The sequence below is a fragment of the Kitasatospora sp. NPDC090091 genome (assembly GCF_044747365.1).
GTDB lineage: Bacteria > Actinomycetota > Actinomycetes > Streptomycetales > Streptomycetaceae > Kitasatospora.
Map to the genome: position 1 here is coordinate 244,501 of NZ_JBIVDY010000008.1, position 12,731 is coordinate 257,231.

Annotated in this window: 11 protein-coding genes; 6 read left to right on the top strand and 5 right to left on the bottom strand. The window is 73.5% G+C overall.

Features of this window, described 5'->3' with window-relative positions:
* Window positions 1–65 precede the first annotated feature (65 nt).
* On the top strand, window positions 66–296 hold the full coding sequence (locus ACIPSC_RS16605) for a hypothetical protein (RefSeq protein WP_400826338.1): 231 nt from the start codon (window positions 66–68) through the stop codon (window positions 294–296).
* Between the two features lie 70 nt (window positions 297–366).
* Here ACIPSC_RS16605 and mscL read toward each other — a convergent pair whose 3' ends face one another.
* From mscL to ACIPSC_RS16625, 4 genes are all read right to left on the bottom strand, one after another.
* Window positions 367–786, bottom strand: a complete 420-nt coding sequence (gene mscL / locus ACIPSC_RS16610; RefSeq protein WP_400826339.1) for a large conductance mechanosensitive channel protein MscL — start codon at window positions 784–786, stop codon at window positions 367–369.
* Window positions 787–1,459: 673 nt separating this feature from the next.
* The gene (locus ACIPSC_RS16615; RefSeq protein ID WP_400826340.1) at window positions 1,460–1,765 is read right to left on the bottom strand and encodes an FmdB family zinc ribbon protein; all 306 of its coding nucleotides are present in this window, start codon (window positions 1,763–1,765) and stop codon (window positions 1,460–1,462) included.
* A 170-nt stretch (window positions 1,766–1,935) separates the two neighbouring features.
* The gene (locus ACIPSC_RS16620) at window positions 1,936–3,195 is read right to left on the bottom strand and encodes an MFS transporter (protein WP_400826453.1); all 1,260 of its coding nucleotides are present in this window, start codon (window positions 3,193–3,195) and stop codon (window positions 1,936–1,938) included.
* Between the two features lie 430 nt (window positions 3,196–3,625).
* Window positions 3,626–5,116 (bottom strand): potassium/proton antiporter, encoded by a 1,491-nt coding sequence (locus tag ACIPSC_RS16625; protein ID WP_400826341.1) that lies wholly within the window; start codon window positions 5,114–5,116, stop codon window positions 3,626–3,628.
* A gap of 320 nt (window positions 5,117–5,436) precedes the next feature.
* Here ACIPSC_RS16625 and ACIPSC_RS16630 point away from each other — a divergent pair, with 320 nt between their 5' ends.
* Window positions 5,437–8,154, top strand: a complete 2,718-nt coding sequence (locus ACIPSC_RS16630) for a penicillin acylase family protein (protein ID WP_400826342.1) — start codon at window positions 5,437–5,439, stop codon at window positions 8,152–8,154.
* A gap of 74 nt (window positions 8,155–8,228) precedes the next feature.
* On the opposite strand, the gene ACIPSC_RS16635 is transcribed toward ACIPSC_RS16630, so the two are convergent.
* A complete protein-coding gene (locus ACIPSC_RS16635; RefSeq protein WP_400826343.1) occupies window positions 8,229–8,804 on the bottom strand; it encodes a 5-formyltetrahydrofolate cyclo-ligase in 576 nt (191 codons plus the stop codon).
* Between the two features lie 60 nt (window positions 8,805–8,864).
* Here ACIPSC_RS16635 and ACIPSC_RS16640 point away from each other — a divergent pair, with 60 nt between their 5' ends.
* From ACIPSC_RS16640 to moaC, 4 genes are all read left to right on the top strand, one after another.
* On the top strand, window positions 8,865–9,773 hold the full coding sequence (locus ACIPSC_RS16640) for a GGDEF domain-containing protein (protein ID WP_400826344.1): 909 nt from the start codon (window positions 8,865–8,867) through the stop codon (window positions 9,771–9,773).
* Between the two features lie 13 nt (window positions 9,774–9,786).
* A complete protein-coding gene (gene galU / locus ACIPSC_RS16645) occupies window positions 9,787–10,707 on the top strand; it encodes a UTP--glucose-1-phosphate uridylyltransferase GalU (protein ID WP_238949767.1) in 921 nt (306 codons plus the stop codon).
* Between the two features lie 116 nt (window positions 10,708–10,823).
* Complete coding sequence (gene glp / locus ACIPSC_RS16650) at window positions 10,824–12,089, top strand: gephyrin-like molybdotransferase Glp (protein WP_400826454.1); 1,266 nt, start codon at window positions 10,824–10,826, stop codon at window positions 12,087–12,089.
* 170 nt (window positions 12,090–12,259) lie between these two features.
* Entirely contained in the window at window positions 12,260–12,700 is a 441-nt protein-coding gene (gene moaC, locus ACIPSC_RS16655) for a cyclic pyranopterin monophosphate synthase MoaC (protein WP_400826455.1), read from the top strand.
* The last annotated feature ends 31 nt before the right edge of the window (window positions 12,701–12,731 follow it).

Genomic DNA, 12,731 nt, shown 5'->3' on the forward strand with positions numbered 1-12,731 from the left:
GAGGAACGCCGGCAGGGGCGCCGGGCGCGCAGGCGAGCGGGGCGGGGGTCGAAGGAGTGGACGACGTGCGAGAAGGAGACGGGCCGGTGGACGAGCGGAAGTCCGGTCGGGACGGTACCGAGGAGAAGGCCGCCGGGCCGGCCGCGAAGGCGCGGCTGGTCTTCCGCGACCCGCTGGACCAGCAGTCCCGGGACGACACCGACTCGGGCTGGGGCGACCGCCCGGGCGGCGGGGAGAGCGGTGGGCGCGGGCTGGACTGGTACCTGAGCCAGCGCCCGCCGCACCACGGCGACTGACCGGCACCGGACGGCCGCGCCGCGCCACCGAGCCGCGCCTCGCTGCACGGGCACCCAGGCCGCGGCAGGCTCAGCGCTGCTGCGCGACCAGCGCGTCACGGATCTCGGCGAGCAGGACGACCTCCTTCAGCTCGGTCTCCGTCTGCACCTCGGCGAGGGTCTTGCGCTTCGCGGTGAACCTGGTCATCGGCAGGATCATGCAGAAGTAGACGACGGCCGCGGTGATCAGGAACTGCAGCGCCGCGCTCAGCACGGTGCCCCAGAGGATGAAGATGCCGGACGTGACCTCCCCGGTCGCGCCGACCGCGCAGGGGCCCTTCAGACAGGAGCGGTAGGAGTCCAGGTCCTTGGCCCCGAGCGCCCCGACGATCGGGTTGATCACGCCCTTCACGAAGGCGTTGACGATGTTGGTGAACGCCGCCCCGATGACGACGGCGACGGCGAGTTCGACGACGTTCCCACGCAGCAGGAATTCCTTGAAGCCCTTCATGCCGCGTGAACGACGACCTCCTCATTCGGTCACGGGTGATCCTCCGCTGCGCCCGACGGACAACCCGTTCGGTGGACGGACTGCGGGGAGGGCGCGCCGCCCGGCGGGGACAGGCCCGCCCGCGCGGGGCCGAGCGCCAGCGCCGCGGCCACCGCGAGCAGGACGAGCGCCGGCGCCGCGGGCCGCTGCCACAGGGCCCGGCGGAGCCGGTGGAGCCGGCCGCCCCCGCGCCGGATCGGCGGGAACGTCGGCACCTCCCGGCGAGGTGGGACGCTCGGTGCCGGGAGCGGCAGCGGGGAGCGGCGGGGGAGGCTCGCGGCCGTGGTCGTCATGGGGCACCGCCCGGGTGGGTCGCAGGGCGCCGGGCCCGGGTTCGCCGGGCCGGCCTCTCGCGCACACTCTGGGCCGCCCGTCGGCGCTCGGGAAGCGTTGTCCCCAGACCTGTGGACAACCCGGGCCTGTGGACAACTCCGTACACCCGTGAGGGTGGATGCCGGCCCGCCCGGGTGACGCCGCGGGCCGGCGTAAGGCCCTATCAGGCCCCCGGGAACGCCGTGAGGCCCCGGAGCGCCGTAAGGCCCGCCGGCCGCGCGTCGGCGCGGGCCCGGCGGGCCTTACAGGAAAGCGGGTGTCGGCCGGCCTCGATCGGCGGCTGATGTGCTCGGTGGCGGCGCTACTTGGCGGTCGCCGGAGCGGGGCTCGCCGCGGGGGCCGAGCCGCCCGAGGACGAGGCCGGGGCCGAGGAGGTCGACGACGAGGCCGACGAGGACGAAGAGCCCCCGCTCACCGAGGAGCTGGAGGAGGAGCGGCTGTCGGTCCGGTAGAAACCGGAGCCCTTGAAGACCACGCCCACGGCCGAGAAGACCTTGCGGAGCTTCCCCTGGCAGTCGGGGCACGTGGTCAGCGCCTCGTCGGTGAACTTCTGCACCGCCTCCAGGCCGTTGCCGCACTCGGTGCACTGGTACTGGTACGTGGGCACTTGCTTCCTCCTGGCACTCTCGCCTGATGAGTGCTAACGATGGTCAATGATGCGGCATTCCGCGGGATCAGTCCAGCGACTCCGGTGTGAGATGAGTCGGCGGCCGGGGCGGCGCCGAGCGCTGCCGGCCGCCGCGTGGCACTCCCCGGTGCCCCGGGGTCGCCCCCGGCTCAGCCCTTGGCGGCACCCACCAGCTGCCGGCTGCTGCCGCGCTCGCCGCTGCTCGCGACGACCTGGCTCGCCGGGCTCGCCGGGCCCGGCGCGATCAGCAGGTGCCGCAGCGCGACCAGCGCGACCAGGCCCAGACCGGCGCCGGCCAGCGGCACCAGGAACCCGGCCGACGGGCCGTGGCCGTCGATCAGCCGGCCGGCCACCGTGGAGCCGGCCGCCAGGCCCAGACCGATGGCGCCGGTCAGCCAGGTGAAGGCCTCGGTCTTGGCGCCCTCCGCGACCAGCGTCTCGACGAGCGTGTAGCCGGTGATCAGGGTCGGCGCGATGGCCAGACCGCAGACCAGCCCGGCGACCGAGAGCGCGACCAGGTTGGGCATCGCCCAGAGCGTCGAGCAGCCGAGCACCAGCAGGGCGTAGCTGGCGAGCATCCGGTGCCGCGCGGCCCGCCGCCAGGCGACCATGCCGTACAGCACGCCGGCCAGCATCGAGCCGCCGGCGAAGATCCCGTAGACCGTCCCGTTGGCCCCGGGCTGGCCGACCGACTCGGTGAAGGCGGTCACCGAGACCTGCATCGCGCCGAAGACGGTGCCCACGCCCAGGAAGGCACCGGCCAGCAGCCGGACGCCGGGCGAGGAGAGCGCGGAGACCCGGCGGACGCCCGGCTGGTGCGGGTGCCGGGCCGGCGCGGTGGCGCGCTGGGCGGCGAAGGCGAGGCCGCCGACGACCGTCAGCGCGGCCTCGGCGATCAGACCGGCGGCGGGGGTGACCGAGGTGGCGATGGCGCCGGCCAGCACCGGCCCGACCACGAAGGTGAACTCGTCCGTGACCGACTCGAAGGCGAACGCCGTGTTCAGCTTGGCCGGCGAGGCGCCCTCCGCGGAGAGCTTGGCGACCCAGCGGGCCCGGACCATCGCGCCGACCTGCGGCACGCTGGCGCCGGCCGGGGCGGCGGCGAGGAACAGGCTCCAGACCGGGGCGTGTCCCAGCGCCAGCGCGATCAGGGCGCCGACCGAGAACGCGTGCACCACCACGCTCGGGACCAGGACGGCCGCCTGGCCGTAGCGGTCGGCGAGCCGGCCGGTCTGCGGGCCGACGAAGGCCTGGGCGACGGCCGAGACCGCCGCCACGCTGCCCGCCGTGCCGTACGAGCCGTGGGTGTCCAGGACCAGCAGGACGATGCCCAGGCTGAGCATCGCGTACGGGAGCCGCGCGGCGAACGCGGGGGCGAGGAACGTCCATGCCCCGGGCGTGCGGAGCAGGGCGCCGTAGCCGACGCGCTCCGGGGCGGCGGGGGTGGCCGGGGCGGCCGGGTCGGTGAGGGCGTCCTTGGCGACGCTGCCGTTGTCGACCGTTCGGCGAGCCGTCACGGCCGGTCCTTCCTGCTGCCTGGTAGCGCGGAAGGGGCATGGGGTGGCCCCGACGGCGCCGAGAGTCGTCCTCTCGCGCGTCGACCGGGGTAGATACCGGGCCGGCCGGCATGGGTGCCGAAGTCCGGGCCGCAGCCGCCGAGCGGTCGCGCCAACTCTGCATCAGGCAGATGCTGGGGGTGTAGCAACCAGTATACGTATACGCGCGTAGATGTCGCGCTGGCCTCGACAATACAGGGTACTGGCAAACTTGTCCTGCCAATTGAAGGTGAATCCCGGGTGAAGCCGGTCAGCCCAAGGCCCGGCCCGGGATTCGAGCCCCTCAGGCCCCGCGTCCGTGCAGCCAGCCGGCCAGCTTGCCGCCCTTGTCCACGGCCCGCAGCCGCCGCTCGGCCGCCTCGCTCACCTCGTCCGTGGTGACGACCAGCAGCTCGTCGCCGCCGCGCAGCACGGTCGCCTTGTCCGGTACGAAGCTGTTCCCCTCGCGCACGACCAGGGTCACCGCCGCTCCGGCCGGCAGCCGCAGCTCGCCGATCTCCACGCCTGACATCTTCGAGGCCGGCGACAGCGCCACCGAGAGCAGATGTCCGTGCAGCTTCTCCAGCGGGGCGGACTCGATGCCGAGGTCCTGGCCCATCGAGCCCTCGCCGATCCGCAGCCACTTGGCCACCCAGGGCAGGGTCGGCCCCTGGAGCAGGGTGAAGACGACGACCAGGATGAAGACGATGTTGAAGACGTCCTGGGCCAGCGGCGCACCGGACACCATCGGGATGGTCGCCAGCACGATGGGCACCGCCCCGCGCAGTCCGGCCCAGCTGAGCAGCGCCTGCTCCCGCACGGGCAGCCGGAACGGGGTCATGGTCAGCACCACCGAGAGCGGCCGGGCCAGGAAGACCAGCACGGCGCCGATCACCAGCGCGGGCACCACGGCCGAGCCCATGGTCTCCGGCGTGCAGAGCAGGCCGAGCAGTACGAACATGCCGATCTGCCCGATCCAGGCCAGTCCGTCGGCGAAGCCGCGGACGGCCGGCCCGTGCGGCAGCTTGGCGTTGCCCAGGATGACGGCACTGATGTAGACGGCGAGGAAGCCCGAGCCGTGCAGCAGCGCGCCGCCGGCGTAGGCGAGCACGGTGAGCGCCAGGACGGCGATCGGGTAGAGGCCGGAGGACGGCAGTGCCACGTGCTTGACCCCGAACGCGCCGATCTTGCCGACCGCGAGGCCGACCGCGGCGCCGATCGCCAGCTCGGCGGCGATCGTGCCGACCAGCACGTACCAGCTCTCCGTCTCGCCGGTGGTGGCGAAGGCGACGACCAGGATGACCACGGGCGCGTCGTTGAAGCCGGACTCCGCCTCCAGCAGACCGGTCAGCCGGTGCGGCAGCGGCACCATCCGCAGGACGGAGAAGACGGCGGCGGCGTCGGTCGAGGAGACGATCGCGCCGAGCAGCAGCGAGGTGCGCCAGTCCAGCCCGACCAGCCAGTGCGCCCCGGCCGCCGTCACGAAGACGCTGATCCCGACGCCGACCGTGGCGAGCACGGTGGCGGCCGGCATCACCGGTCTCACCTCGCGCCAGCTGGTCTTCAGCCCGCCCTCGGCGAGGATGACGACCAGGGCGGCGTAGCCGATCACCTGGGTCAGCGCGGCGTCATTGAAGGAGACACCGACGCCGTTCTGTCCGAGCGCGACGCCGAGGCCGAGGTAGATCAGCAGGCTGGGCAGCCCCGACCGGGTCGAGATGCGCACGGCGACCACCGCGACCAGCAGGATCACGGAGAATTCGAGGAGCAGCTGGTTCAGGTGGTCGACATTCACGCAGGGGCACCTCGGGCGAGCTGTGGGCGGGCGGGGTGTCTGCCGGCGGCGGGGCCGGGGAGCCGACCGGAAGGGGTGCGGAGGTCGGCACGGCCGATTGCTCCCCTTGCGGATCGTTACTCAGTCTAACATTTTGCCATATCTTTAGCTTCTCCCGTCCCGCGGGGCCGCCGCCTCCGGCTGCCTGACCTCGTCCGATCCCACCGTGAGCGTCCCCCGTGCACGCCCGCCAGCCGAGTCGGCCTAATGTGGTGCCCTGTCACGGCCGTGTGCCCTGGACATGCCCGCCCGCCCCCCAGTCGAGGACCGCAAGGACCCAGATGCCCCGCTCGAAGAAGTTCCGGCGCGCCCGTCTGATCGTGATCGTGCTGGTCGTGCTGCTGGTGGCCGGCGCCGGCTACGGCGGCTACCGGGGGGTGGCCGCGGTCCGCGCGTCCTTCCCGGAGGTCGACGGCAGCGTCAAGGTGGCGGGCCTGAGCGCGCCGGTGGACGTGAAGCGGGACGCCAACGGCATCCCCCAGCTCTACGCCGACACCTCCGAGGACCTCTTCCGCGCCCAGGGCTACGTCCAGGCGCAGGACCGGTTCTGGGAGATGGACGTCCGGCGGCACATCACCGCCGGCCGGCTCTCCGAGATGTTCGGCGACAGCCAGGTCGAGACCGACTCCTTCATCCGCACCATGGGCTGGCGCCAGGTGGCGCAGAAGGAGTTCGACACCCAGCTGTCCCCCGAGACCAAGAAGTACCTCCAGGCCTACGCCGACGGCGTCAACGCCTGGCTCGGCGAGCACCCCGGCGGGGCGAGCGCCTCGCTGGAGTACGCGCTGCTCGGCGTCGTCAACGGCGACTACAAGCCCGAGCAGTGGACCCCGGTCGACTCGGTGGCCTGGCTGAAGGCGATGGCCTGGAACCTCTCCGGGAACCTCCAGGAGGAGATCGACCGCTCGCTGCTCGCCCAGGACTACAGCCCGGAGAAGATCGCCGAGCTGTACCCGGAGTACCCGTACGCGCGCAACGGCACGATCGTGAAGACCGGCACCGTCAGCGGCGACGCCTACCGCCCGGCCGACGGCCCCGCCGCGGCCGGCGCCGGCACGCAGGGCGCCACCACCCAGGGCGCGGCCGCCACCAAGGCGATGCTCAAGGACGTCACCGACCGGATCGACGCGATGCCGCAGCTGCTCGGCCGCCAGGGCCAGGGCATCGGCTCCAACTCCTGGGTCGTCTCCGGCTCCCACACCACGACCAACAAGCCGCTGCTGGCCAACGACCCGCACCTCGGCCCCGGCCTGCCCTCGGTCTGGTACCAGATGGGCCTGCACTGCCGGACCGTCTCGGCCACCTGCGGCTTCGACGTCTCGGGCTTCACCTTCGCCGGCATGCCGGGCGTCGTGATCGGCCACAACAAGGACGTCGCCTGGGGCTTCACCAACCTCGGCGCCGACGTCACCGACCTCCTCCTGGAGAAGGTGACCGGCCCGGACACCTACCTGCTGGACGGCAAGGAGACCAAGTTCGAGCTGCGCAAGGAGACCATCAAGGTCGCCGGCGGCGAGGACCGCACCATCACCGTCCGCACCACCAAGGCCGGCGCCCCGCTGATCTCCGACCAGAGCACCGAGCAGCAGAACGTCGGCAAGTACGCGCCCAACGGCACCTCCGCTCCGGACCGCGGCACCACCGGCTACGGCGTCGCCCTGCAGTGGACGGCGCTCGTCCCCGGCAAGACCATGGACGCCGTCTTCGAACTGGACCGGGCGAAGGGCTGGGAGGAGTTCCGCGCCGCCGCCAAGGACTTCACCGTCCCCGCGCAGAACCTGATCTACGCCGACGCCAAGAACATCGGCTACCAGGCCCCCGGCCTCGTCCCGGTCCGCGCCAAGGGCGACGGCACCTACCCGGCGGCCGGCTGGGACTCCGCCTCCGAGTGGAAGGCCTTCGTCCCCTTCACGGCGATGCCGTACAGCTTCAACCCGCCGTCCGGCTACATCGTCACCGCCAACCAGGCCGTGGTGGACCCGTCCTACAAGTACCTGCTGACCAAGGACTGGGAGTACGGCACCCGGGCCAAGGAGATCTCCGACCAGATCGACGCCAAGCTCAAGAACAACGGCAGGATCTCGCCGGACGACATGCAGGAGATGCAGCTCGACAACACCAGCATCCTCGCCAGGACGCTGGTCCCGCTGCTGCTCAAGGTCCAGATCGACGACCCGTACGTGCGCGAGGCGCAGGACCTGCTGAAGGACTGGAACTACCACCAGGACGCCGACTCGGCCGCCGCCGCCTTCTACAACGGCGTCTGGCGCCAGCTGCTCAGCCTCTCCTTCGGCCAGAAGTTCCCGGCCGACCTGCGGGCCAAGGACAACTGCCTGCTGGTCCGCCAGCAGGCCGACCCGACCAAGCCGGACAGCAGCACCCAGATCGTCACCGAGTGCGGCACCCGCGACCCGGGCAAGGCTCAGCCGGACGGCGGCGACCGCTGGACCGAGGTGGTGCGCCAGCAGCTGGAGAAGCCCGACAGCAGCTGGTGGACGTACATCGACTCGCAGCACAAGGAGCAGAAGGGCCTCGACAACCTGCTCGCCGAGGCGATGAAGAACGCCCGCCAGGACCTCACCGCGCTGCTCAGCAAGGACGTCTCCTCCTGGAGCTGGGGCCGCCTGCACAAGCTGACCCTGCGCGAGCAGACCATGGGCACGGACGACTCCTCGATCGCCTCCGGCGTGGTCCACAAGCTGCTCAACCGCGGCCCGTACCGCCTCTCCGGCGGCTCGGCGGCGGTGGACGCGGCGGGCTGGAACGCGGCCGCCGGCTACGAGGTGGACTGGATCCCGTCGATGCGGATGGTGGTCGACATGAGCGACCTCGACGCCTCCCGCTGGGTCAACGTCGGCGGAGCCTCCGGGCACGCCTTCCACCCCAACTACAACGACCAGACCGACCTCTGGCTCAAGGGCAAGCTGCTGACCTGGGCCTACTCGCCGGACGCGGTCGAGAAGTCGACCAAGAACAAGCTGATCCTGACCACCGGCTGACGCTCCGCCGGACGGCACCCCGCCGGAACCGGCCCACGGCCCCGCCCCCGCAGCACGGGGGGCGGGGCCGACCGTCACCCCAGCCGGTGCAGCCCCGACGGGGTGAGCGCCACGTCCACCGGCAGGTCGTGCGGCTCGGCCGGCACCTCGGCCAGCAGCTCGTGCTCGTACAGCAGCACCGCCAGCAGCGGGCGCACCCCGGCCCGCGCCAGCCGGGCCAGCACCCGGTCGTAGGAGCCGCCGCCCCGGCCCAGCCGCAGCCCGGCGCGGTCCACCGCCAGGCCCGGCAGCAGGACCAGCCCCGCCCCGGTCACGGCCTCCGGCCCGAGCCGCCCGCCGACCGGCTCCAGCAGCCCCCGCCCGGCCGGGGCCAGCGCCTCCGGGCCGGTGTACTCGGCCCAGTCCAGGTCGTTGTCGGCCAGCAGCACCGGCAGCAGCACCCGCACCCCGCGCGCCCGCAGCGCGTCCAGCAGCGGCCGGGTGCCCGGCTCCCCGCCGACCGACACGTACGCGGCCACCGTGGCCCCCGGCGCGGCCAGCTCGCCGGCGTGCGCGGCCAGTGCGCGGGCCGCCTCCTCCCGGGCGTCGGGCGGCAGGGCACGCCGCTGCGCCAGCAGCCGTGTCCTCAGCTCGCTCTTCTCGTTGTGCACGGGATCCTCCACAGCTCTGTGCCGGTGACGCCCAGAGCCTGTCACGCGGAAGGCACCCCCATGTCTACCCCGCTCCTGGTCCAGGCCCTGGCCGCGCTGAGCGTTCCGGCCCTGGCCGGCGCCACGCTGTTCGGGCTGCGCGTGCGCCGCGGCGACGGCGGGGCCGCCGTGCGCGAGGCCGGGTTGCGCGCCCGGGTCGCCGAACTGGAGACCCGCTGCGCCGAGCTGGAGCGCACCGCCTCCTGCGACCCGCTCACCGGCGTCTGGAACTACCGCCACCTGCAGCTCACGCTGGACCGGGAGATCGAGCGCTCCCGGCGGGCCGAGCAGAACGAGCAGCAGGACGGCCCGCGCCCGCTGGCCGTCCTGCTGCTGGAGATCGCCGGCTTCGAGGCGGTGGTGGCCGAGCACGGCCGGGGCCGTTCCAACGCGGTGCTGCGCGACCTCGCCCAGCGGCTCGGCATGGAGATCCGCCGCTCCGACACCTTCGGCCGGTACAGCGGCGAGGAGTTCCTGGCGGTGCTGCCGGACACCGGCGCCGAGGGCGCCGCGCAGGTCGCCGAGCGGCTGGTCTGGTCGGTCCGGCGCCACCTGCTGCTGGACTGGTCCTCCGGGCCGCGGGCGGACCGCCGCCCGCACGGCAACGGGCTGACCGCCGCCGTCGGTGTCGCGGTGCTGCCCGCGGACGGTACGCACGCCGCCGTTCTGCTCCGGGCCGCCGACCGGGCCCTCGCCGAGGCCCGCGCGGCCGGCGGCGACTGCTGGCGCGCGGCGGGCTCCCCCCGGCCGGACAGCGGCTCCGATGCCGAGGGTGACCGTTCGGAAAAGGCGGGTAGTCTGTCGCCCTGTGTCGGAGAGGACCCCCTCTCCTCACCCGTCACACCACCTCTGCCTGCCATTGTGGCCGGGCTCAGCGACGTGCTGTCACAGCCGGTCAGCCGTGCCCGGTCAGGCGAAAACGTGCCTTAGTAAGGTAAAACGCATGACGACGACCAGCTCCCGAATTCCGGTAACCAAGGCCGTGGTACCCGCGGCCGGACTGGGCACCCGCTTCCTTCCGGCCACCAAGGCCACCCCGAAGGAGATGCTGCCCGTCGTCGACAAGCCGGCGATCCAGTACGTCGTCGAGGAGGCCGCCTCGGCGGGCCTCTCCGACATACTGATGGTCACCGGGCGCAACAAGCGCGCCCTGGAGGACCACTTCGACCGTGCCTACGAGCTGGAGGAGCTGCTCGCCCGCAAGGGCGACCAGGACCGCCTGCGCCGGGTCCGCGAGTCCGTCGAGCTGGCGAACATGCACTACGTCCGCCAGGGCGACCCGAAGGGCCTCGGCCACGCCGTCTCGGTCGCCGAGCAGCACGTCGCCGGCCAGCCCTTCGCCGTCCTGCTCGGCGACGACCTGATCGACCCGCGCGACCCGCTGCTCGCCCGGATGATCGAGGTCCAGCAGGAGCTCGGCGGCTCGGTCGTGGCGCTGATGGAGGTCGACCCCTCCCAGATCCACCTCTACGGCTGCGCGGCCGTCAAGGCCAACGGCTTCGGCGAGGACGTCTTCCAGGTGACCGACCTGGTCGAGAAGCCCGACACCGCCGACGCCCCGTCGAACTACGCCGTCATCGGCCGCTACGTCCTCGACCCCTCGGTCTTCGACGTGCTGCGCGAGACCCCGCCCGGCCGCGGCGGCGAGATCCAGCTCACCGACGCGCTGCGCGAGCTGACCACCCGCGACGTCGAGTCCGGCGGCCAGGTGCACGGTGTCCTCTTCAAGGGCCGCCGCTACGACACCGGCGACCGCGCCGACTACCTGCGCGCCATCGTCCGACTGGCCTCCGAGCGCGAGGACCTGGGCCCGGAGTTCCGCTCCTGGCTCCGTGAGTTCGTCGCCTCCGAGCTGCAGGACTGAGCAACCGACAGAGAGCGAGAGCGCCGATGACCGGGTCCACGGACAGCAGCACCACGCCCGCCGCAGCCTGCTGCGACGGGTCCGCGGACCCGGCACCGGCGCCCCGCCCGCCCCGGATGTGGACCGTCGACGAGCACCTCGCCGACGTCCTCGCCGCGGTCGCCCCGCTGCCCGCGATCGAGCTCCAGCTGCTCGACGCCCGGGGCTGCCGGCTCGACGAGGACGTCCTGGCCGACGTCGACCTGCCGCCCTTCGACAACAGCTCGATGGACGGCTACGCCCTGCGCACCGCCGACACCGTCGGCGCCACCGCCGAGTACCCCTCGGTGCTCTCGGTGGTCGGCGACATCGCCGCCGGTGCCGGGGAGCTGCCGGCGGTCGGCCCCGGCCAGGCCGCCCGGATCATGACCGGTGCGCCCGTGCCGCCCGGCTCCCAGGCCGTCGCCCCGGTCGAGTGGACCGACGGCGGCAGCGGCACCGGCCGGGCCGCCGACGCGATGGGCGCCGCCGTCGAGGGCGAGGAGGTCCGGGTCCTGCGCCCGGTCTCCGAGGGCGCCCACGTCCGCCGCCGCGGCAGCGACGTCGCCGCCGGCACCCGCGTGCTGGAGGCCGGCACCCGGCTCGGCCCGACCCAGCTCGGCCTGCTCGCCGCGATCGGCCGGGCCACCGTCAAGGTCCGCCCCCGCCCGCGCGTGGTGGTGCTCTCCACCGGCAGCGAGCTGGTCCAGCCCGGCGAGCCGGTCGGCCCCGGGCAGATCGCCGACTCCAACAGCTTCACCCTCACCGCCGCGGCCCTGGACGCCGGCGCCATCGCCTACCGGGTCGGCGGGGTGCCGGACGACGCCGCACGGCTGCGCGCCGTCCTGGAGGACCAGCTCGGCCGGGCCGACCTGATCGTCACCAGCGGCGGCGTCAGCGTCGGCGCGTACGACGTGGTCAAGGAGGTCTTCGAGTCCTACGGGGGCGTGGACTTCCGCCGGCTGCGGATGCAGCCCGGCAAGCCGCAGGGCTTCGGCCGGATCGGCGCCGGGGACTCCGGCCCCGGCGTGCCGCTGCTGGCCCTGCCCGGCAACCCGGTCAGCGCCTACATCTCCTTCGAGCTCTTCGTCCGCCCGGTGATCCGCACCATGCTCGGCGCCGAGGACGTCCACCGCCCGGTGGTGCGCGCGGTCTGCCCGGTCGCGCTGCGCTCCCCGGCCGGCCGGCGCCAGTTCCTGCGCGGCAGGTACCGGGCGGCCGACGGCGTGGTCGAGCCGGTCGGCGGCGCCGGGTCCCACCTGGTCGGCGCGCTCGCCCGGGCGGACTGCCTGATCACCGTCCCCGAGGACGTCACGGAGCTGCCCGCCGGCAGCGAGGTGGACGTCGTCCTGCTCGGCGGCTGAGACCCCCGGCGCGACGGGCCGTCTCACCGGCACGGCCCGTCCCACGCCCCGGCCGGGACGGGGGGTACGGTAGCGCGGTATTCGATCTGCGCGCCCCCCTGGAGCCACCCGTGACCACCTCACCCCCCGGCGACCGCCTCACCCACGTCGACGACCAGGGCGCGGCCCGGATGGTCGACGTCTCCGAGAAGGCCGCCACCGCGCGCACCGCCGTCGCGGCCGGCCGGGTCAGGGTCTCCCCGCGCGTGGTGGAGCTGCTGCGCGGCGAGGGCGTGCCCAAGGGCGACGCCCTGGCCGTCGCCCGGATCGCCGGGATCATGGGCGCCAAGAAGACGCCCGACCTGATCCCGCTCTGCCACCCGATCGCCGTCTCCGGGGTCAAGGTCGACCTCGCGGTCGCGGACGACGCGGTCGAGATCACCGCCACCGTGAAGACCGCCGACCGCACCGGCGTCGAGATGGAGGCGCTCACCGCCGTCGCGGTGGCCGGCCTCACCGTGATCGACATGGTCAAGGCCGTCGACAAGGGTGCCGCCATCGAGTCGGTCCGGGTGCTCAGCAAGACCGGCGGCAAGAGCGGCGACTGGTTCGCGCCGGAGGCGGCGCAGTGACCGGCGCGGACGATCCGCGCGGGGTGCAGGC

Bases quoted from the DNA above. Each gene is read 5' to 3' on its own strand.
- mscL (WP_400826339.1), bottom strand. From the start codon at position 786: ATGAAGGGCTTCAAGGAATTCCTGCTGCGTGGGAACGTCGTCGAACTC.
- ACIPSC_RS16630 (WP_400826342.1), top strand. From the start codon at position 5,437: ATGCCCCGCTCGAAGAAGTTCCGGCGCGCCCGTCTGATCGTGATCGTG.
- ACIPSC_RS16640 (WP_400826344.1), top strand. From the start codon at position 8,865: ATGTCTACCCCGCTCCTGGTCCAGGCCCTGGCCGCGCTGAGCGTTCCG.
- galU (WP_238949767.1), top strand. From the start codon at position 9,787: ATGACGACGACCAGCTCCCGAATTCCGGTAACCAAGGCCGTGGTACCC.
- glp (WP_400826454.1), top strand. From the start codon at position 10,824: ATGTGGACCGTCGACGAGCACCTCGCCGACGTCCTCGCCGCGGTCGCC.
- moaC (WP_400826455.1), top strand. From the start codon at position 12,260: ATGGTCGACGTCTCCGAGAAGGCCGCCACCGCGCGCACCGCCGTCGCG.